This window comes from Amycolatopsis sp. TRM77291 (assembly GCF_054166285.1).
Map to the genome: position 1 here is coordinate 1,378,884 of NZ_JBSZHF010000001.1, position 21,111 is coordinate 1,399,994.

The 21,111-nt window shown below is 68.6% G+C and carries 26 protein-coding genes; 14 read left to right on the forward strand and 12 right to left on the reverse strand.

Going from position 1 to position 21,111, the window contains the following annotated elements; all coding sequences use genetic code 11:
• Nucleotides 1-4 precede the first annotated feature (4 nt).
• Nucleotides 5-826, forward strand: a complete 822-nt coding sequence (locus ACXIZN_RS06630) for an ECF transporter S component (RefSeq protein WP_457960466.1) — start codon at nt 5-7, stop codon at nt 824-826.
• Between the two features lie 4 nt (nt 827-830).
• On the opposite strand, the gene ACXIZN_RS06635 is transcribed toward ACXIZN_RS06630, so the two are convergent.
• Nucleotides 831-1,187 (reverse strand): hypothetical protein, encoded by a 357-nt coding sequence (locus tag ACXIZN_RS06635; RefSeq protein WP_457953101.1) that lies wholly within the window; start codon nt 1,185-1,187, stop codon nt 831-833.
• A 26-nt stretch (nt 1,188-1,213) separates the two neighbouring features.
• Nucleotides 1,214-1,819, reverse strand: coding sequence for an SRPBCC family protein (locus ACXIZN_RS06640; protein WP_457953102.1), 606 nt, complete (start codon nt 1,817-1,819; stop codon nt 1,214-1,216).
• Between the two features lie 112 nt (nt 1,820-1,931).
• Here ACXIZN_RS06640 and ACXIZN_RS06645 point away from each other — a divergent pair, with 112 nt between their 5' ends.
• From ACXIZN_RS06645 to ACXIZN_RS06660, 4 genes are all read left to right on the forward strand, one after another.
• Nucleotides 1,932-2,573: a TetR/AcrR family transcriptional regulator gene (locus ACXIZN_RS06645; protein WP_457953103.1), complete on the forward strand. Its 642-nt coding sequence runs from the start codon at nt 1,932-1,934 to the stop codon at nt 2,571-2,573.
• A 78-nt stretch (nt 2,574-2,651) separates the two neighbouring features.
• Nucleotides 2,652-3,230 carry a hypothetical protein gene (locus ACXIZN_RS06650; RefSeq protein WP_457960467.1) on the forward strand — a complete coding sequence of 193 codons (579 nt, stop codon included), beginning with the start codon at nt 2,652-2,654 and terminating at the stop codon, nt 3,228-3,230.
• A 115-nt stretch (nt 3,231-3,345) separates the two neighbouring features.
• Entirely contained in the window at nt 3,346-3,642 is a 297-nt protein-coding gene (locus tag ACXIZN_RS06655) for a hypothetical protein (RefSeq protein ID WP_126734169.1), read from the forward strand.
• A gap of 144 nt (nt 3,643-3,786) precedes the next feature.
• Nucleotides 3,787-4,020 (forward strand): hypothetical protein, encoded by a 234-nt coding sequence (locus ACXIZN_RS06660; protein ID WP_457953104.1) that lies wholly within the window; start codon nt 3,787-3,789, stop codon nt 4,018-4,020.
• A gap of 4 nt (nt 4,021-4,024) precedes the next feature.
• Here ACXIZN_RS06660 and ACXIZN_RS06665 read toward each other — a convergent pair whose 3' ends face one another.
• Complete coding sequence (locus ACXIZN_RS06665; protein WP_457953105.1) at nt 4,025-4,249, reverse strand: hypothetical protein; 225 nt, start codon at nt 4,247-4,249, stop codon at nt 4,025-4,027.
• Nucleotides 4,250-4,481: 232 nt separating this feature from the next.
• Between ACXIZN_RS06665 and ACXIZN_RS06670 the strand changes: the two genes are divergently transcribed.
• Together ACXIZN_RS06670 and ACXIZN_RS06675 are read left to right on the forward strand one after the other, a co-directional pair.
• Nucleotides 4,482-5,315 carry a hypothetical protein gene (locus tag ACXIZN_RS06670; RefSeq protein WP_457953106.1) on the forward strand — a complete coding sequence of 278 codons (834 nt, stop codon included), beginning with the start codon at nt 4,482-4,484 and terminating at the stop codon, nt 5,313-5,315.
• A gap of 15 nt (nt 5,316-5,330) precedes the next feature.
• A complete protein-coding gene (locus ACXIZN_RS06675) occupies nt 5,331-6,044 on the forward strand; it encodes a hypothetical protein (RefSeq protein WP_457953107.1) in 714 nt (237 codons plus the stop codon).
• Nucleotides 6,045-6,118: 74 nt separating this feature from the next.
• Here the strand turns inward: ACXIZN_RS06675 and ACXIZN_RS06680 are convergent, their stop codons facing one another.
• A complete protein-coding gene (locus tag ACXIZN_RS06680; protein ID WP_457953108.1) occupies nt 6,119-7,774 on the reverse strand; it encodes a glutamate--tRNA ligase in 1,656 nt (551 codons plus the stop codon).
• 172 nt (nt 7,775-7,946) lie between these two features.
• On the opposite strand from ACXIZN_RS06680, the gene ACXIZN_RS06685 reads away from it, so the two are divergent.
• The gene (locus ACXIZN_RS06685; RefSeq protein ID WP_457953109.1) at nt 7,947-8,162 is read left to right on the forward strand and encodes a hypothetical protein; all 216 of its coding nucleotides are present in this window, start codon (nt 7,947-7,949) and stop codon (nt 8,160-8,162) included.
• A gap of 577 nt (nt 8,163-8,739) precedes the next feature.
• Here ACXIZN_RS06685 and ACXIZN_RS06690 read toward each other — a convergent pair.
• Nucleotides 8,740-9,633 carry an MBL fold metallo-hydrolase gene (locus ACXIZN_RS06690; RefSeq protein WP_457953110.1) on the reverse strand — a complete coding sequence of 298 codons (894 nt, stop codon included), beginning with the start codon at nt 9,631-9,633 and terminating at the stop codon, nt 8,740-8,742.
• A gap of 82 nt (nt 9,634-9,715) precedes the next feature.
• On the opposite strand from ACXIZN_RS06690, the gene ACXIZN_RS06695 reads away from it, so the two are divergent.
• From ACXIZN_RS06695 to ACXIZN_RS06710, 4 genes are all read left to right on the forward strand, one after another.
• A complete protein-coding gene (locus ACXIZN_RS06695; protein WP_457953111.1) occupies nt 9,716-10,576 on the forward strand; it encodes a LysR substrate-binding domain-containing protein in 861 nt (286 codons plus the stop codon).
• Nucleotides 10,577-10,667: 91 nt separating this feature from the next.
• Nucleotides 10,668-11,561 (forward strand): MBL fold metallo-hydrolase, encoded by an 894-nt coding sequence (locus ACXIZN_RS06700; protein WP_457953112.1) that lies wholly within the window; start codon nt 10,668-10,670, stop codon nt 11,559-11,561.
• Between the two features lie 9 nt (nt 11,562-11,570).
• Nucleotides 11,571-11,999 (forward strand): winged helix-turn-helix transcriptional regulator, encoded by a 429-nt coding sequence (locus ACXIZN_RS06705; protein ID WP_457953113.1) that lies wholly within the window; start codon nt 11,571-11,573, stop codon nt 11,997-11,999.
• 28 nt (nt 12,000-12,027) lie between these two features.
• Entirely contained in the window at nt 12,028-12,444 is a 417-nt protein-coding gene (locus ACXIZN_RS06710) for a hypothetical protein (protein ID WP_457953114.1), read from the forward strand.
• Nucleotide 12,445: 1 nt separating this feature from the next.
• On the opposite strand, the gene ACXIZN_RS06715 is transcribed toward ACXIZN_RS06710, so the two are convergent.
• From ACXIZN_RS06715 to ACXIZN_RS06730, 4 genes are read right to left on the reverse strand one after another with little or no spacing between them, the layout of a single operon-like run.
• Nucleotides 12,446-12,772, reverse strand: coding sequence for a DUF3140 domain-containing protein (locus ACXIZN_RS06715; protein ID WP_457953115.1), 327 nt, complete (start codon nt 12,770-12,772; stop codon nt 12,446-12,448).
• Complete coding sequence (locus tag ACXIZN_RS06720; RefSeq protein ID WP_457953116.1) at nt 12,769-12,978, reverse strand: DUF2945 domain-containing protein; 210 nt, start codon at nt 12,976-12,978, stop codon at nt 12,769-12,771. The genes ACXIZN_RS06715 and ACXIZN_RS06720 overlap by 4 nt, the downstream gene beginning before the upstream one ends.
• Nucleotides 12,975-13,457 (reverse strand): MSMEG_6728 family protein, encoded by a 483-nt coding sequence (locus ACXIZN_RS06725; RefSeq protein WP_457953117.1) that lies wholly within the window; start codon nt 13,455-13,457, stop codon nt 12,975-12,977. Before ACXIZN_RS06725 ends, ACXIZN_RS06720 begins: the two co-directional genes overlap by 4 nt.
• A 36-nt stretch (nt 13,458-13,493) precedes the next feature.
• The gene (locus ACXIZN_RS06730) at nt 13,494-14,399 is read right to left on the reverse strand and encodes a glutaminase (RefSeq protein ID WP_457953118.1); all 906 of its coding nucleotides are present in this window, start codon (nt 14,397-14,399) and stop codon (nt 13,494-13,496) included.
• Nucleotides 14,400-14,569: 170 nt separating this feature from the next.
• Between ACXIZN_RS06730 and ACXIZN_RS06735 the strand changes: the two genes are divergently transcribed.
• Nucleotides 14,570-15,958 (forward strand): amino acid permease, encoded by a 1,389-nt coding sequence (locus ACXIZN_RS06735; protein WP_126734155.1) that lies wholly within the window; start codon nt 14,570-14,572, stop codon nt 15,956-15,958.
• Nucleotides 15,959-16,341: 383 nt separating this feature from the next.
• On the opposite strand, the gene ACXIZN_RS06740 is transcribed toward ACXIZN_RS06735, so the two are convergent.
• The gene (locus tag ACXIZN_RS06740; RefSeq protein WP_457953119.1) at nt 16,342-17,826 is read right to left on the reverse strand and encodes a CoA-acylating methylmalonate-semialdehyde dehydrogenase; all 1,485 of its coding nucleotides are present in this window, start codon (nt 17,824-17,826) and stop codon (nt 16,342-16,344) included.
• A 20-nt stretch (nt 17,827-17,846) separates the two neighbouring features.
• Nucleotides 17,847-18,716 (reverse strand): Cgl0159 family (beta/alpha)8-fold protein, encoded by an 870-nt coding sequence (locus tag ACXIZN_RS06745; protein ID WP_457953120.1) that lies wholly within the window; start codon nt 18,714-18,716, stop codon nt 17,847-17,849.
• Between the two features lie 109 nt (nt 18,717-18,825).
• On the opposite strand from ACXIZN_RS06745, the gene ACXIZN_RS06750 reads away from it, so the two are divergent.
• A complete protein-coding gene (locus tag ACXIZN_RS06750; protein WP_457953121.1) occupies nt 18,826-19,575 on the forward strand; it encodes a GntR family transcriptional regulator in 750 nt (249 codons plus the stop codon).
• Here the strand turns inward: ACXIZN_RS06750 and ACXIZN_RS06755 are convergent.
• Nucleotides 19,555-21,000 carry an APC family permease gene (locus tag ACXIZN_RS06755; protein WP_457953122.1) on the reverse strand — a complete coding sequence of 482 codons (1,446 nt, stop codon included), beginning with the start codon at nt 20,998-21,000 and terminating at the stop codon, nt 19,555-19,557. The genes ACXIZN_RS06750 and ACXIZN_RS06755 overlap by 21 nt on opposite strands.
• Nucleotides 21,001-21,111: the final 111 nt, after the last annotated feature.

The window sequence follows — 21,111 nt, forward strand, 5'->3', positions numbered from 1 at the left end:
CACGATGGCCCCGGCGGTCCGGCTCGGCCCGCGCTCGGCGACCGTGCTCGGCCTCGCGTCGCTCGCGGGGCTGATGATGTTCGTCTGGCCGCTGCTGGTCCGCGTCGAGCCTCAGTCGATGCAGCACGGCCAGGACGCGCCGTTCGTGTTCATCGGGATCCTGCCGATCCTGATCGTCATCGTGCTGGCCGAGATGTCCGAAGGGGGCATGGACTCCAAGGCGCTCGCGATGCTCGGCGTGCTTTCCGCGGTGAACGCCGCCCTGCGGCCGCTCGGCGCGGGGACCGCGGGGATCGAGACCGTGTTCTTCCTGCTGGTGCTGGCCGGACGGGTGTTCGGTCCCGGCTTCGGTTTCGTGCTGGGCTGCACGTCGATGTTCGCTTCGGCGCTGCTGACCGCCGGGGTGGGGCCGTGGCTGCCGTTCCAGATGATGTGCTCGGCGTGGATCGGGATGGGCGCGGGACTGCTGCCGCGCCGCGTCACCGGCAAAGCCGAGATCGCGATGCTGGTGGGGTACGGGATCCTCGTCGCGTACGTCTTCGGGCTCCTGATGAACCTGTGGTTCTGGCCGTTCATCACCGACGCCGAAGTGCCGTACCACGCCGGGCACATCTCCTACGTGCCCGGCGCCCCGCTGCTGGAGAACCTGCACCGGTTCGCCGTGTTCACCGTGCTGACCTCGACGGCCGGCTGGGACACGGGCCGCGCGATCACGAACACGGTGGCGATCCTGGTGCTGGGGCCCGCCGTGCTCGCGACGTTGCGCCGGGCTTCGCGGAAGGCTTCCTTCGGCGTGCTCCCCTCGTTCGCCCCACCTCGCGATTAGTCGGTTAACTGCGGGATTTCCGGCTCACCACGTGGCCGGACACGGCGAACGCCACTCCCACGGCGACGATGATCGTGGCGAAGACGGGATGCATGTCCTTGGACAGACTCTGAGCGCGTTCGGGGCCGATGGCCCAGAGCGCCAGAGGCGTGGCGTAGGCCGCCGTGAGGGCGATCGCTCCCCAGCGGAGCGCCTTGAACCGGGCGTCGCGCAGGGTGCCGATCAGGACCAGGGCGACCGGGCCGACGGCGAGCATCGCGAACTGGCCGATGATCATGACCGGCACGGCCCAGGCCGAGACGAGGACGGAACGCGGGAAGCGGCGGACGGTGGTTTCACGGTCGAGCGTCGGGGTGGACATCGGTTCCTCCGGGGTTCGGAATGCGGTCAGCGGTGGGATTCGGCGGTGGTCTTGAGATCCTTCAGCCAGGCTTCGAGGCCCCAGCCGAGGAATTCGGTCGCGGTGGGCACGTCGGCCTCCACCTGGGCGCCCGCCCAGTTCTCCTCGGTGCGGACGAGGACGCCGCCCTCGACCTCGGTGAAGGTCCAGACGTGGACGCCGTTGTCGATGCTGAGGCCTTCGCCGACCGCGGGCCCGCTCCAGCGGAGGCATTCGCCGCGCTGGATCTGGTGGACGGTCGAGGTGATCGACAGCGTGGTGGCGGGGGTCGTGGCCGTCGGTGGCGCCGGTGTCGTCCAGCGGAACCGCGAGTTCTTGCGGAGCGGGCCCCGGTCGAGGCGTTCGTTGCTCAGCACCGGCTCCTGCCAGGACGGCCAGCGTTCGACGTCGGTCTGAAGCCGCCAGATCTTGCTCAAGGGAGCGTTGATCAAGGTCTCGGTCCGGTAGTGGATCGGGGCCTTCGTGTCGATGGTCTTGCCCTGGCACGAAAGCGGGGCGGGGGAAGTGGTGTCGGCCCGCGCTGGCGTCACGACGCCACCGAGCAGGCCGAGGGCCAGGGGAAGCGCGAGAACGGCGGTGCGGCGGAGGGTCATGCGAGCTCCTTGTTGGCGGTGATCGCGATAGTTAGAAGCTATAACCACTCGACCGTGAGTGTCAATAGGAAAAGTGATAGCCTCTAACTGAACGAGCCTGGAGGGAGTCGCCGTGAAGACTTCGCGTGAGCGGTACCGGGCCCAGGTGTGCGCCGAGATCAAGCGGCACGCGTGGGAGCAGCTGGGTACGACGGGTGTCTCCGCGTTGTCCCTCAACGCGATCGCCAAACACGTCGGCATGAGCGGCCCCGCGCTGTACCGGTACTTCCCCAGTCGCGACGACCTGATCACGGACCTCGTCCGCGACGCCTACCGAAGCCTCGCCGACGTCGTCCGGGCGGCGGCCGAGTCCGGCGGCGTGGCCGAAGTCGCCTGCGCGATCAGGGAATGGGCGCTGGCGGATCCGCAGCGATACCTGTTCGTCTACGGGACGCCGATTCCCGGTTATCGCGCGCCCGGCGACACCACGGAGATCTCGAACGAGATCATGGCCGTACTGCTCAGGGTGCACGCGGATGCTCCGGACGACGGGCGGGTGACGGTGTTCGACGGTCACGTCGAGGATCATCGCGGATGGGCGGGCGGACTGCCGGCGTCCTCCGCGGTCCTCCGTCGCGCCGTGACGTTCTGGACCCGGATCCACGGCGTCCTGTCGCTGGAGCTGGCCGGGCATTTCGCCGGGATGGGGTTCGACCCCGCCGTGCTGTTCGCCGCCGAGCTCGCCAGTCTGTCCACAAAGGACGATTCCCGATGAGCGGGGCATCGGCGCCCGCTGTGCTAACTTCCGGGGATGCGCAAAGGATCCAGGGTTCCTTTCGGTCGTACGCTCGCGGTGATCGTGTCGATGCTCCTGGCCTCGCTGATCGGCCCCGGTGCCGTCGCGAACGCGTCCGGCGGGCACGGCTGCGAATGCGCCACCCCGTCGATCGACCGGTTGCAGCAGTGGCTCGCCTCCGGCGAGGGCACCACGGTGCCGCCGACCGGCAGCCTCCTCGTCCGGGAACGCGGCGGTTACGCGGCCAAGGTGGACTTCGTCAACGCCGAATGGCACGTGGTCGTCGTCTGGCTCGGGAATCGGTTCGAAGCGCAGGCCGATCTTTCGAAATCCGCCGGTTTCTGGATGACCTACAGCGCGACCGACGACCTCTACGTCCAGCTGCGTCCCGCCTCGAAGTGGAGCGGTGGCGACAAGTGGCTCACGAAGGTGCCGTCGACCGGCGGGAAGCTCGTGAAGAAGTTCTTCAGCTTCAAGGCGGAGGCCTGGACGACGCTGCCCGAACTGGGGACGCCCGGGTACTCCTTCGCCTCGGCGCTGACCGAGGCGCGTGGCCTGGTCTTCGTCGGCAAAACGCCGAACCGGCTCGATTTCCGCGGTCTCTCGATCGACCGCTACCGGCCGCCCTGTCTCTGAGCGGTCCTCGGTATTCACCTGTCCGGAGCGGTGATGGTCGCACACCGTGCCCGTTTTGTCCTGTACGGTGAACGTTCAGCCGCCTGCGCACGACCGATTTCGAGGAGTACCCCAGATGAGCCTGTTCGACTCGCTGAAGGAAAAGGCCGCCGAGTTGCTGGGTGGCGCGGGCGACAAGGTCAGCGAACTGACCGGCGTCGACCTTTCCGGCGCCGCCGACCAGGTCACCCAGTCCGCCGGCGGACTGGCCGAGACCGGCCAGGGGCTAGCCGAAAGCGCCACCACCGCGGGCCAGGACGCCGTCGACTCGGCCACCGCGGCCGGTCAGGGCGTCGTCGACTCCACCGGTGCCTTCGGTGACGCCGCCACCGGGCTGGCCGGCGACGTGATCGACCCGAACGCCCGGGGCTGACCGCCCCCGGTGCCCGGTGTCCGCGAACCTCGCGGATACCGGGCACCGTCATGTTCGCGCTCTTCGCCGGCGAAAATGAGACGCACCCGGCCGCCGTTCACCGCTACCCTGGTCGAAACTGACTGATCTGCGGGGGAGCGGACCATGGTCGGAATCTGGATAGCCCTCGGAATTCTCGTGTTGGTGATCGGCGTCGCCGTCGTCACCGACCTGCGCGACCGAGGCCGGGGCGGGACACGCAAATTCATGTTGCCGGGCTGGGCCTCGCGACGTGCCGACTACACGGAGAACGACCTCGTCCACGGGCGCTGGGCGGAAAAGTCGCCGCGTGAGCAGGACGAGGAGCACCAGCGCAAATACCGGGCCGGCGACGAATAGCGAGTCACGCGGCGGATCTCGTCCAGCACCAGGCGGCGCGCAGGGCGGCGATCAAGGCCTCGTCGTCGGCGAAGGTGGGTTCTTCCCCGACCGGCACCCAAACGCGGTCGACGACTTCACCGTCCCTGGTCCGGACGACGGAGATTCCGGGGTAGGACAACGCCGCGCCGCCGTCGTCGGCCACGCGGCGAGGCTCCCAGCGCAGCTGGACAACGCGATCAGCGCTCATCGACCACAACTTTCCGTACTTGCGTACCGGGTAAGTCGTCTGTCGGTGTCCGCGCGTTTCACGCCGTCCCTGTGACGTGCGCCCTTCGTGCTGCGGAATCCCGCGCCGGATTCGATTCTTCGCGTGAATTCCGCGGAAGAAAAGGCGTCACACGAAAGGTGGTGACCCCGATCACAAAGGTCTCTCTCACCGTGGGAACATAAGGGCCAAGTCACCGGATCCCGGAGGGTGAATGCCCCGCAGAATGCGTCGCTGGCTCGAATTGCTCAGTCTCGGCGGGTTGGCGGTGGCCGGCTTCGCGGTCGGGATCGCGGAACAGCTCGGCCTGCTGGACAAAGTGGCGCCGAAAGGCATCTCCACGCTGACGCTGATCATGGTCAGCGGAGTGGTCGTGGTGCTGCTCATCGAGCTGACCCCGTTGCGCGCGCTGGAGGACATCCGTGACCGCCTCGCGGGCCTCGACATCGACACCATCGCCGCGAGCCGACGCCGTTCGCACTACGGCGGCGTCGTAGAAGTGCACAAACGCTTTCCGGACGACGAGTTCGCGGCGCATATCGCGAAGGCCAAGCAGGTGACGATCCTGAACACCTGGATCCCCAACCTGCAACGACTGGAAAAGGAACTGGAAGCCGCGATCGTGGACCGGCGCGCCCAGGTGCGCATCATGCTGCTGCACCCGAACTCGATGCTGGTGGGGCTGCGCGAAGCGGCACTGGACCGGAGCGACGGCGCGGGCAAGACCTTCGTGAGCACGGGGATCGTGGAGTGCCTGGAGACCCTCGCCCGCCTGCACCGGCGGCTGGCGAAACGTCAGGCCAACCTGAAGGTGCGGGTGTTCAACTCGCAGGCCTCGGTCTCGGTGTACCGGGCCGACGGGCGCTACCTGGTCAGCATGTTCCTGCACGGCCAGCTGGCGATCGACTCGCCGCAGTTCGAGATCGAGGGCACGCACGACACCGTGCTCGGCGAACAGATCCAGCGCGAGCTCGACACGCTGTGGGACATCGGCCGCGACGTGGACCTCGCCGACTGGAACCGAAGCATCGACATGATCCGTTTCTGAGCAAGAGGTGTAGTGATGCGCGAACTCGACGAGTACGAAGACGGTTTGATCGAGCGGTTCCGGCGGCATCCGGCGCTGCGCGGCGTCACCGAGCTCTCGCCGGAGGACCTGCAGGCCGTCCTGCTGCAGCGGCGGTTCCTGTCGCTGGCCTTCACCATGGCCTACGACCTGGCGATCGACCTGCTCACCGACGAGCAGTCCAAACGGATCGCCCGCGTCATCATCCGCGAGGAGTACCCGGACAACACTTCGCCCGGCAACACGCCTTCGCACCGCGAGGACCTGATGGCGGACATCCTCGCGCTGGGTGTCCCGCGGGAAGCGCTGGTGCGGTCCCGGCGGTCACTGGCCACGACGGCTTGTATCGACACCACCATGGAGCTGATCGCTTCGGCAGGCGACTCGAAGTACGCCGACGTCGAACTGCTGACCATCCTGCGCTTCTGGGGCGAGGTGCTGGTTTCGGTCGAGTACGGCGAACTGTGGCGCCGGATCGGCCCGGTGCTCGGCGGCAGGTCCGTCTTCTACTACCCGCACCATGTGCACGACGCGAAGTCCCGCCCGCTCGCCGCCGCGTCCCCGCTTTCGCTCACCCATTCCGATCAGCTCGGCTTGCGGCTCGTGCAGCTGATCGACTCGAGCGAGGCGCGGGAACGGTTCCGGGAGACGGAGCAGGCGGTCGTCGCGGTCAAGACGGCCTTCTACGACCAGTTCCTGCCCGCCTCGTGAACGTGGCGAGCACCTGTCCGTGAAGGCCTCCTTCCCTACCTTCAGGGTAGGCAAGGAGGCCTTCACGGACCGAGTCACTCGGCGACGAGACCGGAGAACCGGCCCAGCGTCTCCTCGCGCCCCAGCGCCTGGGTGATCGCGTGCAGGTCCGGGCTCCGGGTCGAGCCCGTGATCGCGATCCGGATGATCTGCGAAGCCTCGCGGATGGAGCCAGGGAAGCCTTCCGGGTTCTTCTTGAACTCCTTGGCGTTCTTCGCGAAGCCGTGCTTCGCCGCGACCTCGCGGATCTGCTGGAACCATTCCTGGCCGTCGTCGAGCTGCTGGTAGTTCTCGACGAAGTCCCGTGCCACGGCCCGGACGACCTCGGAGTCGACACCGAGGGCGGCGATCCGCTCGTCGTCGGCGCTCGCCACGGCGGCGTGCAGCTGCGGGAAGAAGAAGCCGTAGACGGCGCGGAACTCGCTCCACTTCTTCAGGTCCTTGCGCGGGTTCTCGGCGCCGTCGCGCTCGACGGCGAGCGCGCGGAGGGCGAGCTCCGGCTCGGCGTCGAGGACGGTCCGAAGCTCGGGGTCGAACCGCTCCGCCCAGCCGCGGACCTCTTCGAGGATCTCGGTACCGGTCAGCGTGGCGATGTGGTCGGCCGAGATGTCGTCGAGTTTGACCAGGTCGACCAGCGGGCCGGCGACGCCGCATTCCTCGAGCTTGATCGGCTCGGCCAGCGCCTGGTCGAGCGGCATCTCGGCGAGCCGTCCGTTGGCGAGGCCGCGCAGGTAGTAGAGGACGGCCTTGGTGGGGTAGCCGGACTCGATGTAGAAGTCGACGCTCGCTTCCGGGTCCTTGCGCTTCGACAGCTTGCGCTTGCTGCCGCCCTCCTGCTTCATCAGCGGCGCGATGTGCGCGTACGTGATCGGCTCGAAGCCGAGCGCGTCGAACAGCTGCTGGTGCACCGGCACCGACGAGATCCACTCGTCGCCGCGGATGACCAGGTTGACGCGCATGAGGTGGTCGTCGACGGCGTGCGCGAAGTGGTAGGTCGGCAGCCGGGGGCTCTGGTCGGAGCTCTTGAGTATGACGACGTCGTTGCGGTTGGCCTCGGCCTCCAGCGGGCCGCGGATGGCGTCGGTGAACCGCGCGCGGGCGCCGGTGTCGTCGGGCGCGCGGAACCGCACGACGTACGGGTCCCCGGCGTCGAGCTTGGCCTGGACGTCGGCGGGGTCGGCGTCGCGCCAGATGGCCCAGGAGCCGTAGTAGCCGGTCGGCAGCTTCGTCGCCTGCTGCCGGGCGGTGATCGCCGCCAGTTCGTCCTTGGTGGCGAAGTCGAGGTACGCGCGGCCGCTGCGGAGCAGGTGGCGGACGTAGGTCAGGTAGATCTGCTCGCGCTCGGACTGCTGGTACGGGCCGTAATCGCCGCCGCGGTGGATGTCCTCGTCGGCGGCGAGATCGAAGTAGGCGAAACCGCGCTCGAACTGCTCGATGGCGCCTTCGACCTCGCGGGACCGGTCGGTGTCCTCGACCCGGACGAGGTAGCGGCCGCCGCTGCGGCGGGCGACGTCCTGGTCGATGGTGGCGACGTAGACGCCGCCGATGTGGACGAACCCGGTCGGCGAGGGGCCGAAGCGGGTGACCAGGGCGCCCTCGGGGAGCTCGCGGGCGGGGTAACGCTGTTCCCAGTGCTCGGGCTCGGGCAGGTCGGCGGGGAAGAGGGCGTCGATGACTGCTCGGTCCAGCATGGCGGTTCAGATCTCCCGGCGTCGTGGTGCATGGCGGTTTTCGCCACCGAAGAGCCTAACCGTCCGGCCTCCCGGCCTGGTGAGGGTGGGTCCCGAAGCCGGATCGAGACGTGCTTTTCCGTCGGTGCGCCCCGGTAAAATAGGCCTTGCCGGACATTCGGGGAGGAAATCGGTGACCACCGATAGCTCGCTTCGTGAAGAACCCCAGCTCACCATCCGACCAAAGCCTTCGGCGTTCTTTCTGCGCCGTCGTTTTCTCCGCACTTTCGGGCCCGCGCTGGTGCTGGCCGTGAGCGGCCTGATCGTCCTGCTCGTGAGCGGCACCGTCGTGGTGCCGTTCCAGCAGACGCTGGTCCTGCGCGGGGTGTCGAGGCGTTCGTCTCGGTGAAGGGCCTGTTCCGTAAACGCTCCCAGACCGGCACCGAGACGGTTTTCGTGGCACCGTACGGGAATCCGGACGATCCGGGGCGGAGCAGGCGGATCCGCTTCACCTGCGTGACCAGCGACCCCTGCGCGACACCGCGCCCTCCGGCGCGTTCCGGGCGCGGTGTCTCGGCAAGGTCGAGGACTGGGACCCCGAAACCGGTGAACTCGTCGTTCATCCCATCGCGATCTTCAAATGATCCGTTGAGAGGTAAGGCGAACGTGGCGTGTTACGGCAGCCACTTTCGCAACGTCGGCTTTCCGCCTCGCCGGTCTGGACGCGCGTCGCGAAAGCCACTTTCGAGACGCGTGATGTCCCGAAAGTGGCTTTCGCGACGAGCCCCGACGGCGCCACGAGCGAACCACCTACCTGCGACCACGTCGGATTCATCCGGCATCGGCGCAGAAACACCCGACGCCTTTCGCGATCCAGTCCCGGCCNGCGAAAGCCACTTTCGAGACGCGTGATGTCCCGAAAGTGGCTTTCGCGACGAGCCCCGACGGCGCCACGAGCGAACCACCTACCTGCGACCACGTCGGATTCATCCGGCATCGGCGCAGAAACACCCGACGCCTTTCGCGATCCAGTCCCGGCCTTCCCACTCGGGGTGGCGTTCGATCATCAGCGCTTCGATCTCCGCGGCGATGGTCTCTTCGGGAAGAGCCGAGTCGCGCCGTGACCAGGTCTCGTCGCGCAGCAGTTCGAGGTATTCGCGGACGTCGGTCAGGATCCGGCGTCCGGAGACGTCGCCGTGGCCGGGGATGACGATGTCCGGCCCGGCGGCGGCCAGCCGTCCCAGCACCTCGATCCACCGCGATCCCGAGACGTCGGTGTCGTGCGGCGGGAACCACGGGAAGATCGCGAACTGGCCTGCTTCGACGAGATCCCCGGTGAACAGCGCGCCCGCGTCGGGCACGGTCACCACCTGGTCACCCTTGCTGTGGGCGCGTCCGGTGGCCTCCATGCGCACCACCCGCCCGCCGAGGTCGAGTTCGTACGCGTCGTCGTAGACCACGTCCGGGGTGGCCAGGGTGACGCCGTCCAGCGCCCGTGCGACCGGTGCGCCGAGGCCGCGGAACATCTCGAGATAGCCCGGTCCTTTGTGGACCAGGTCCGCCGCCTGCGCGCTGTTGACGAGGTAGGTCGCCTCGCCCGCGAAGACCTGCGCGCCGAAAGCGTGCTCCGGGTGGAAATGCGTGGTGGTCAGGTACAGGCGGCGGCCACGGGCGTGCTCGGCCGCGAAGGCGAGCACCTTCTCCGCGTTGCGAGGACCGAGCCCGGTGTCGACGACGAGCACCGAATGCGAGCCGCCGATGACCCCGATGTTGGGGACGAGGTCGACGTCGAGATTCGGGATCACCACGAGGTCCCCGGCGATTTCCCGGGCCTGGCCGGGTTCGACGGCGGGTTCGTGGGTGAGGGGTTCGAAGGGCATGACCCCACCTTCGGGCCGGTCCCGGCGCACCGTCCAAGTCCGATCTCCACCGCCCGATACCTGATGGGTATCATCGCTGGTGATGGAGCTTCGTCTGCTGCGTTACTTCGTGGCCGTCGCCGAGGAGCGGCACTTCGGCCGGGCAGCCGCGCGGCTGCACATGACCCAGCCGCCGCTGAGCCGGGCCATCCGGCAGCTGGAGAACGACCTCGGCGTCGTCCTGCTGCTCCGCTCGGCCGCCGGCGTCGAGACAACCCCCGCCGGAACCACCCTGTACGCCGAGGCCCGCACCCTGCTGGACCAGGCCGATCGCGCCCGCGCCCGGGTGCTGGAGGCGGCGGGGCCCGCGACGCTCACCGTCGGCACCCTGGCCGACGGTGCGGGGGAGTCGGGCACCCGGCTCGCCGCGGCGTTCCGGCGACGGCATCCCGAGGTCTCGGTCCGCTTCCGCGAGACGGATTTCACCGATCCCACCACCGGGTTGCGCGCCGGGCTGGCCGATGTCGCGCTGACCCGGTCGCCGTTCGACGAGACCGGCCTCAGCGTCCGCGTCCTGCGATCCGACCCGGTCGGGGTGGTGGTGCGCACCGGCGATCCGCTCGCCGGTCGTGCGTCGCTCCGGCTGGCCGACGTCGCCGATCGGCCCTGGTTCCAGCTGCCGGAGGGCACAGACCGGCTGTGGCGCGAGTACTGGAACGGGGCGACGCCCATCGGGCAGCGTCCCACCGGGCCGGTGGTGCGCACTGTCGGCGAGTGTCTTCAGGCCGTGCTCTGGAACGGCTCGGCCGGGATCGCCCCGCTGGGGCACGCCCTGCCCGACGGGCTGACCTGGGTGCCGCTGGCCGACATGCCACCGAGTCCGCTGGTCGTCGCCTGGGTGACCGCGCGGGAGAACCCGCTGATCCGCTCCTTCGCGCGGATCGCCATCGAGAACCATCGCTAGAGCGCACTTGCAAGTGCGTACTTCCCTTGGGAGAGCGGCTCCCCGAAAGTGAGTCACAGCATCGCTCACCGTCCACAAGGGAGAACACGTCATGTCGAGACCCGCTGCCAGGTCCCGGATCCGGGTCGGCCGCACCACCGTCACCTACCTGCCCGACGGCCACGCCTGGCTCAACCCCGCCGTTTTCCTGCCGTCGAGCCTCCCGTCCGGCTGGGCGGCCCACGACGCGTTCCTCGACGAACGCGGCTGGTTCCCGGTCAGCATCGGCTCCTTCCTGATCCGGACCGGGGACCGGACCGTCCTGGTGGACCTTGGGCTGGGCGCCGCCGACTTCGCCTTGCCCGGTGCCGCCGAGTTCCACGGCGGCGGCCTGCTCGCCGCACTGGCCGCGGAGGGCGTGACACCCGAAGACGTCGACACGGTGATCTACACGCATCTGCACCACGACCACGTCGGCTGGACGACGAACGTCGCGCCCACCCCGGACGGTACGGCCGAGCCGGTGACCGGGCTGACCTTCCCGGCGGCGCGGCATCTGGTCAGCGAGAGCGAATGGGCGCACTGGTCCGGCACGAACGACCCGGTCGGCCCGGATCCGCTCGCCGTCCAGCGGCCACTGGCCGACGTGATCGGGTTCTTCGCCGACGGCGACAGCGTCGCGCCGGGTGTGCGGATACTCGCCACGCCGGGACACACGCCCGGTCACAGCAGCGTCGTGGTCACCGATCCGGCCGAGGAGGACCCGCGCCGCGTCGTCGTGCTCGGCGACGTCATGCACTGCCAGGTGCAGATCACCGAAAGCCATTGGACGTTCGCGTTCGATGTCGATCCGGCGGAGGGTGTCGCCACCCGTGAGCGCCTGCTGAAGGAGATCGAGGACGACCGGACGATCCTCGCGGGCGGGCATTTCGCCGGGCAGGTGTTCGGCCGGGTCCTGCCGCCCGCGTTACGCCGGATCTGGGCCGCCGGCCAGGCCACCGGATAACGTCGAGGTATGCCGGAGCCATCCCGCCGTCGCCCCCGTCCAGGCACTCCAGGCCAGGTGCTGGCCTGGTTGCCGGACGGGCGGCCGGCCGACGTGTACAGCGCGCCATGCCCTTCGCGACAGGTCCTGGACCGCATCGCGGACAAATGGACCGCGCTCATCGTCGGCTGCCTCTCCACGGGGACCAAGCGCTACAGCGAACTGCGCACCGCGATCGACGGGGTGAGCGAAAAGATGCTCACCCAGACCCTGCGCGGCCTCGAACGCGACGGTCTGGTCACGCGCACGGTGCATCCGACCGTGCCGCCGAAGGTCGAGTACACGTTGACCGAGCTCGGCCGCACTCTCACCGCGCCGCTGGCGGTGATCCGGGACTGGGCCGAAATCCACATCAACGAGATCAACGACGCCAGGGCACGGTACGACGCCGGGGTGTAGAAACACCGGCTCCGGGGCATTCACCGGCATGCCGGACTCATCTCCAGAACCTGACGAGGCGACCGTCGACGCGGTCGGCAAGCTGGTCTTCGCGCTCGAAACGGTCGAACAGGCGCGCGGCCACCTGTACGCGTTCCACCACCTCACGGGAACCGCCGACTTCGCGCTCGGCGAGGCCGTCGAAGGCCTCCGGAAGGCAGGCCACGCGGACTGGGCCGAGCGCATCGAGACCGAGCTGATCGGGCTCAACGTGCTGCCGGACAGGTGGACCTTCCAGGTGATCGAGGAGTACGACCAGGGCTACTACGCGGCCTACCGCGACATGACGCGGGGCGTCGCCGAAGACCTCACCGGAGGGCGCCTTCACCTGCACGAAGAGCGGATCAAGCGCAGTCGGCGTACCGAGGGGCGGCCCGGGCACGAGATGGGGAGGCCGAGCGGCTGAGCTACTTGCAGGGATCGTGGCCCCAGTTCATCAGCGAGTACCGCCAGGGCGTGTCCTCGATGTCGCCGGACGGGCGCTGCGCGAGATGCCGGTGCACGTAGCCGATCACCTTGCGCATGTGCTCTTCGTCCTGTTCGGACAACTCCGCCTTCTTCGTGCGCAGGATCGTCACGATCCGGCGACCCGACTCGTGGCCGACGGACTCGCCGCCGTTCTTGTGCTGCCCCGCCTGGCGGGACTCGTCGGTCTTCAGCCACTTTTCGAGTTCGCCGGCGGTCATGTTGACCGCTTCGCCGAACTCGGCCCGGACGTCCTTGTCCTCGCTCACAGCTTCTCCAGTGCCTCGGGCTTGTGCACCGCTTCGCCACCGCTCTTGTCGCTGCGCACCAGGTACTGCGGCTCCTCCTTGGACGCGCGCACGGTGCGTCCGCCCGCCTCGGTGTCGGCGGTGATCTCCTTCAGGACTTCACCTTCGGCGTGCCCGCCGTGACTGTTCCAGCGGACCTTGTCGCCTTTGCGGAATCGCTTGGTCATCGCACTCCTTCTCGTCGTGGCCGGTCCGACGCCGGCCAGATGTAGGGCAGGTCGTCGGGGACGTCCGGGAATCTCGGGCGGTAGTGCTCCGGCTCTTTGCGGACGAGCGCGGACTGGTGGCTGCGGTGGAAATCCGGGTCGCCGAGCCAGGGCGGCAGTTCCTTCGCTTCCGCGAGGCTGTCCTGAGTGCGGACCTCGTGGATCCCGGTGGCGCTGAGCAGGTCGAGCCGCAGTGTCTGCCGGCAGGTGTCCTGGCGGCCGGTCGCGCACCAGACTTCGCAGATGTCGAAGCCGTAGCGGGTGAGCGCCTCTTCGTAGCCCGCCCACATCGCCGCGGCCGGGTGGTGCCGCCAGCCGTACCCCGGCACCGTCAGCGCGCGCAGTACCTGGATCGTCTCCACGCGCTGTTTTCCCAGCCTTCGCTGGTCGAGGACGGAAGCGGAGGCCCGGAAGCCGGCGTACGGGAGAAACGTCTGCACACCGGCGTTTTCCCCGTCGTCACGGGTTCAAACCGATCAGAAGATCGACCAGCCGGTCAGGGTGGTGAACCGGTCCAGCGCCGCCACGCCCGCGACGGAGTTACCGCGCGGGTCCAGTCCCGGGCTCCACACGCAGATCGCGCACCGGCCGGGGACGATCGCGACGATGCCGCCGCCGACCCCGCTCTTGCCGGGAAGCCCGACGCGATAGGCGAATTCGCCCGCGGCGTCGTAGGTGCCGCAGGTCAGCATCACCGCGTTGACCCGCTTGGCCGCGCTCCGCTCGAGCAGCCGGGTGCCGTCGTTGCGCACGCCGTGCCGGGCGAGGAAGACCGCCGAGCGCGCGACGTCGCGGCAGCTCATCGCGATCGAGCACTGGCGCATGTACTGGTCGAGGACCGCGGGCACCGGATGACGCATGTTCCGGTACGACGCCATGAAATACGCGAGCGCGCGGTTGCGGTCGGCGTGGGCGGCCTCGGACGCGGCGACCTCGGTGTCGATCCCGATGCCGGCGTGGCCGCTTTCCTCGCGGAGGAACCGAAGCAGCGTCTCCGCCGCGTCGCCGTGGTGCGCCAGTTCGTCGGTCACCACGAGCGCGCCCGCGTTGATGAAGGGGTTACGGGGGATCCCGTCCTCGTTCTCCAGCTGCACCAGGGAGTTGAACGGGTTGCCGGACGGCTCGCGGCCCACCCGTTCCCACACGCCGTCGCCGTGGGAGAGCGCGAGCGCCAGGGTGAAGACCTTCGACATGCTCTGGATGGAGAACGGCGTCTCCCAGTCGCCGACGCCGTGCAGTCCACCGTCCACTTCGGCCACCGCCATGCCGAACCGTCCGGGTTCGACCCTGGCCAGGGCGGGGATGTAGTCCGCGACTGAGCCGCGGCCGATCTCCGGCGCGACGTCGTCGGCGATCCGGTCCAGCAGCGCTGCGAGGTCCACGGCCGTAGCGTAGAAGCGCTCCTTCGCGCGCGAAGATCGGGGTTCGCCGGTGAACTTGTCAAATCGAAAAGGGAAATTCCAGTAAAACCACCAGAGTGACGTCCCGCACACCTTAAGTCTTCCTTAGCACTGTTGGTGACCTGCCGCACACGCTCTAGCGTCTGGCAACCATGGATTCCTCGCTGCTCACCGAAAAAGGTGAAAGCTACTCAAAAGCACTGGGCAACCGCCAAGTGCAGATGATCGCCATCGGCGGCGCGATCGGCGTCGGGCTGTTCCTCGGTGCCGGAGGCAAGCTCCACCAGGTCGGGCCGTCGCTCGTCCTGTCGTACGCGCTCTGCGGCATCGCCGCGTACTTCGTGATGCGCGCTCTCGGTGAGCTCGTGCTCCATCAGCCGACTTCCGGCAGTTTCGTCACCTATGCCCGCAAGTTCATCGGACCGTGGGCGGGTTTCGTCTCCGGCTGGATGTACTGGGTGAACTGGGCGATGACCGGGATCGCGGAGATCACCGCGGTGGCCATCTACGTGCACAAATGGCTGCCCGACGTGCCGCAGTGGATCACCGCGCTGGTCGCGCTCGGTGTGCTGATCGTGGTGAACCTGCTTTCGGTGAAACTGTTCGGCGAGCTGGAATTCTGGTTCTCGGTGGTCAAGGTGCTGGCCATCGTGGTCTTCCTGGTCACCGCGGCCGGGCTGGTGCTCACCAGCGCCGACATCGGCGGCACCACGGCGGGCGTGCACAACCTGACCGCCCACAATGGATTCTTCCCGGCCGGTATCGGCATCGCGCTGATGACGCTGCAGGCGGTCATCTTCGCGTATTCGGCGATCGAGGTCGTCGGTATCGCCGCCGGCGAGACCAAGGACGCCCGCAAGGTGCTGCCGAAGGCCATCAACGGGGTCGTCTGGCGGATCGGCGTGTTCTACGTGGGATCCGTGCTGCTGCTGGCGATGCTCCTGCCGTGGCCGTTCTACAACGGCGGCGAGAGCCCCTTCGTCACCGTGTTCAGCCGCCTCGGGATCCCGGGCATCGGCGACGTGATGAACGCCGTCGTGCTCACCGCCGCGCTGTCGAGCTGCAACTCCGGGCTCTATTCGACCGGCCGCATCCTGCGGGCACTCGCGGACAAGGGCGAGGCCCCGAAGTTCGTCGGCCGGATGAGCAGCCGTCACGTGCCCTACGGCGGCATCCTGTTCACTTCCGGCGCCTACGTGCTCGGCGTGGTGCTCAACTACCTGGTGCCGAAGGACGCCTTCGACATCGCGATCGCGATCGCCTCGCTCGGCGTGATCACCACCTGGGCGACGCTGATCTTCTGTCAGCTGCGGCTGCGTCAGGCGGCACTGCGCGGAGAGCTGGAAAGGCCGTCCTACCGGATGCCTTGGGCGCCGTACAGCGGCTGGGCGACGCTGGGCTTCCTCGCGCTGGTGGTCGTCCTGATGGGCTTCTCCGACGGCGCCGAGAAGATCGCGTTCTATTCGATCCCGGTGCTGGTCGTGGTGCTGGCGGTCGGCTGGCGGATCGTCGGGAAGCGGCAGCGGCAAGAGGTGCGCTGACCCCTCACCGATTTCGTGAGTGCTTGGAGATCGGAGCCGTGTCGCGAAAGCCACTTTCGCGACGTGTGATGTCCTGAAAGTGGCTTTCGCGACAGGTGAGGCGCGGGCGCCGGATGGGGTGAAGGGAGCCTTCGCTGCGTCAGATNCGTCGGGAAGCGGCAGCGGCAAGAGGTGCGCTGACCCCTCACCGATTTCGTGAGTGCTTGGAGATCGGAGCCGTGTCGCGAAAGCCACTTTCGCGACGTGTGATGTCCTGAAAGTGGCTTTCGCGACAGGTGAGGCGCGGGCGCCGGATGGGGTGAAGGGAGCCTTCGCTGCGTCAGATGCGGTGAAAGGCCCCTTCACCCCGCCCCGAAGCGCATTCAGAGGACGAAACGCGGTCGTCAGCTGGACGTCGGGAAGTGGAAACCGGCGGTGGAATGCGGCCACCGCGTCGTGACGACCTTCGCCCGCGTGTAGAACCGGACGCCCGCCGGGCCGTGGATCGGGCTGTCCCCGATGAGCGAGTCCTTCCAGCCGCCGAAGGAGTAGTACGACATCGGCACCGGGATCGGCACGTTCACCCCGATCATGCCCACCTTCACCTCGCGCTGGAACCGCCGCGCCGCCTCGCCGCTTCCGGTGAAGACCGCCGTCCCGTTGCCGTACGGATTCGCGTTGATCAGCGCGATCGCTTCGTCCAGTGTGGACACCCGCACGATCCCGAGCACCGGCCCGAAGATCTCGTCGCGATAAGCGGCCATCTCGGTGGTCACGTGGTCCAAAAGGGACGGTCCGACGAAGAAACCCTCTTCGTGCCCGGCGACCCGGAGGTCCCGGCCGTCGACGACCACGGTCGCGCCCTGCTCCGCGCCGAGGGCGACGGAGTCGATCACCCGCCGCCGCGCTGCCTCCGTGACCACCGGGCCCATGTCGTTGCCCGCCTCGTGCCCGGGGCCCACCTTGATCTCGGCGGCCTTGCGCTCGAGGATCTCGACCAGTCCGTCGCCCGCCGAACCCACGGCGACCCCGATGGAGATCGCCATGCAGCGCTGCCCGGCGGAACCGAACGCGGCGGCCGTGAGATGGTTCGCGGCGTACTCCAGGTCGGCGTCGGGCAGGACGACGGCGTGGTTCTTGGCCCCGCCCAGCGCCTGCACGCGTTTGCCGGTCGCCGTCGCGCGTTCGTGGACGTACTTGGCGATCGGGGTCGACCCGACGAACGACACCGCGGCGACATCGGGATGCTCCAGGATCGCGTCGACCGCGACCTTGTCCCCGTTGACCACGTTGAACACCCCGTCCGGAAGCCCGGCCTCGGCGTACAGCTCGGCGACCAGCCGGGACGCGGACGGGACGCGCTCGCTGGGCTTGAGCACGAACGTGTTGCCCGCCGCGATGGCGATCGGGTGCATCCACAGCGGCACCATGATCGGGAAGTTGAACGGCGTGATCCCGGCGACGACCCCGAGCGGCTGCCGGAAGTCGTGCACGTCCACGTCGCGCGAGACCTGGTCGGAGAAGCCGCCTTTCAGGGCGTCGGCGATCCCGCAGGCGTACTCGACGATCTCACGGCCGCGGACGATCTCGCCGCGCGCGTCGTCGATCACCTTGCCGTGCTCGGCGGAGATGATCCGGGCGAGTTCGTCCTCGTGCTTCACCAGCAGCTCGCGGAAGGCGAACATCACCTTCGTCCGCTGAGACAGCGACGAATCGCCCCAGGTTTCGAACGCCTTGCCCGCGGCGGCGACCGCGATGTCCACATCGGACGGTTCCGCGAGGAGCACCTCCGCCCGCGCGTGTCCCGCGGCCGGGTCGTACACCGGGGCGGTGCGGGTGGATCCCGCCGTGGTCCCGGCGCCGTTGATCCAGTGGTCGATGGTCTTCACGCGTTGTCCTCCACAGGTGTTCACAGCAGTCCGACGGCCGTGTCGACGGCTTTGGCGACGTCGCCGTCGTGCGGGTAGAGCAGGGACCGGCCGACCACGAGGCCTTGCACGGTCGGCAGTGCCAGCGCGCGTTGCCAGGCGGCGAACGCCGCGTCCGGGTCCTTGACCTCGCCGCCCAGCAGGACGGCGGGCAACGTCGAGGCGGCCAGCACGCGCTCCATGTCCTGCACCACCGGGAGTTTCAGCCAGGTGTAGGCCGACGAGCGGCCGAGCGCGGAGGCGATGGTGATCGAGCGGATCACGGCGTCGGGGGAGAGGTCGGTGCGGAGACGTCCGTCGACCCAGTCGGCGAGGAACGGCTCGACCATCGCGATCAGTTTCCGGTCGGCGAGGTCGTTGACCGCCTTCGCGGTGTTCTCGAGGACGCTCGGCGTCGCCGGGTCGGTCAGGCAGATCCTGGTGAGCGTCTTGCCGCCGTCGAACCGCATCCGCTCGATCGTTTCCGCGTCGTAGCAGGCGAACCGGTCGTCGATCTCGAAAGTCGATCCCGCGAGCCCGGTGCGGTTCATCGAGCCGATGACGGTCTTGCCGTCGAGGGCGCCGAGGAGCAGCAGGTCGTCGATGATGTCCGGCGTCGCCAGCACTCCGGTGACCCCGGGGCGTTCCAGTGCCAGGCCGAGGCGGTCGAGCAGTTCGCCGCGGCCGGCCATCGCGAGCGGGTCGGAGCCGACGCCGTTCGCGCCGCGCGCCGGATGGTCCGCGGCGATGATCATCGTGCGGCCCTTGTCGTTGAAGGGGGTCTTCGCCCGGACGCGGGTGGCGGCGGCCACCGCGACGGCCCCCGGATCGCGCACCCGCGCGGCGACTATCCGGCGCACTGTGTCCGACACCTTCGTACCTCCCGGCTCGCGTGGTCCTCCGACCATCGCAAGGTCCAGGAGACTTTGTCAAGACATATGGACATAAGGTCATAGTGGCCGGTCGCGGTAGGCTCCGCGCATGAAACCCTGGGCGCCCGGCGAGATCGTGGTGGATCCGAACGGTCCGGAGCCGCTGTATTCCCAGGTCGCCCGGCAGATCGGCGCCGCCATCGAGGACGGCAGGCTGCCCAACGGCGCCAGGCTGGACAACGAGCTCGATCTGGCCGCCCGGCTGCACCTCTCGCGGCCGACCATCCGCCAGGCGATCCAGTCGCTGGTCAACCAGGGGCTCCTCGTCCGCAAGCGCGGTGTCGGCACGCAGGTCGTGCGCACCAAGGTCGCGCGGCCGCTGCGATTGAGCAGCCTCTTCGACGACCTCAGCGAAATCGGCGACAAGCCGGAGTCCGTCGTCCTCGTCAACCGGGTCGAGCCCGCGGGCGAAGACGCGATCGAGTATCTCGAGACGCCGGGCCTGACCCACGTCCGGCGCCTGAAGCGGGTGCGATCGACCGGTGGCGAGCCGCTGGCGATCATGAACAACTACCTGCCCGACGGCCTCATCGCCCCGGCCGACGACGAGCTGCGGGACAAGGGCCTGTACCAGCTACTGCGCTCCGCGGGCGTCCGTCTGCACGCAGCCCAGCAGAACGTCGGTGCCCGGCAGGCGACCGAGGAGGACGCCGAACTGCTCGGCGAGAAGCCGGGCGCCGCACTGTTGACCATGCGCCGCACCACCTACGACGAGTCCGGCAAGGTCGTGGAATACGGGTGGCACGTCTACCGGGCCTCGCGTTATTCGTTCAACCTCTCACTGACCAACAACGTTTGACGGTTCGCGCTCCAGGTCGGTCTCCAGCGCGTCGTATACCGACGGACGGAACCGCCGCAGCCAGCCGGCGAGGGCGAGCCCGGCCAGCGCGACCACCAGGAGCAGCCACGGAAGGTGCGGGACGACGCCGTTGCTCGATCCGGCGAGCGTCGGGAAGTTGAGGATCGCCAGCGTCACGATCAGCCCGAGCCCCACCGCGCCCAGGCCGGGGGCGATCAGCGTCTTCACGACCCGCCGATCCCGCGTGCGGCGGAAATAGACCAGGATCGCCACCGCCGCGAACAACTGCAGGGTGAGGATCCCGAGGGTGCCGAAGCCGGTCATGCTCGCGGTGAGGTCCGCGACCGGGTCGAGACCGGCGAGCCGGAACGCCAGTGCCACCAGGGAACCGAAGGTCAGCTGGACGATCGAGGCGTAGCGCGGCGCGCCGTTGCGCGGGCTGGTCTTGCCCAGCAGGCGCGGCAGCACGCCGACCCGGCCCAGCGCGTACAGATAGCGGGTGGCCGAATTGTGCAGCGCCAGCAGCGCCGCGAAGAGGCTGACCACCAGAAGCAGCAGCATCACCTTCGTCAACGGGCCGCCGAGGTATTCCTGCGCGACCGAAAGCACGAGATCGCCGCTCGGCAGATGCGCGGCGGCCACGTCCTGTGCCTGCTCGGCGCCGATCGCGCTGACCACGGCCCAGGTCGTGAACGCGGCGAACACGCCGATGAACCCGATCGCGATGTAGGTCGCCCGCGGGATCGTCCGCTTGGGATCCCTGGCCTCCTCGCCGAACAGCGCCGTCGCCTCGAACCCGATGAAAGCGTTGGCGGCGAACAACAACGCGAGCCCGCCCGCTCCCTGGAACACGACGGACGGGCTGAACGCGGCGAACGAGAAACCGTGCCGGAACAGCACGCTGAAATCCATGATCAGCAGGATCGCCACTTCGAGGATCAGCGAGACACCCAGCACCTTCGCGCTGACCGCGATTCCCCGGCGGCTGAGCAGGAGGACCAGCGCGACCGAAAGCGCGCTCCAGAACAGCCAATCGAGTTTCACGCCGAAGACGTCGTCGATCGCCGTGGCGGTGAAGAACCCGCTCGTGCCGATCGCGCCCGCGACGAAACAGTTGTAGCCGAGCATCGCGACGAACCCGGCGACGAGACCCGGTGTCCTGCCCAGCCCCTTGACCACGAAGGCGTAGAAGCCGCCCGCGCTGGTGAGCACCCGCGACATCTGCGCGTAGCCGACGGCGAACAGCAGCAGGACGACCGTCGCCAGCAGGAACGCCGCGACCATGCCGCCGCCGTTCCCGACCGCGATGCCGATGGCCGCGATCACGATCATCCCGGTCAGTGGCGCGACCGCGGCGAGCACGAGGAAGACGATGCCCGGCACGCCGAGGACGTTCTTGGCGAGCGACGTGTCGTCACGGCTCATTCGGGCTCCTCGTCTCGGCTGGACGGCCAGTATGGGAGCGGAGGTGGGCGCGGCCTTTGCCTTTGCGTGCTCGGGGCTTGTTCGTCAGCGCTGAGTGCTCCGAGTGGGTGT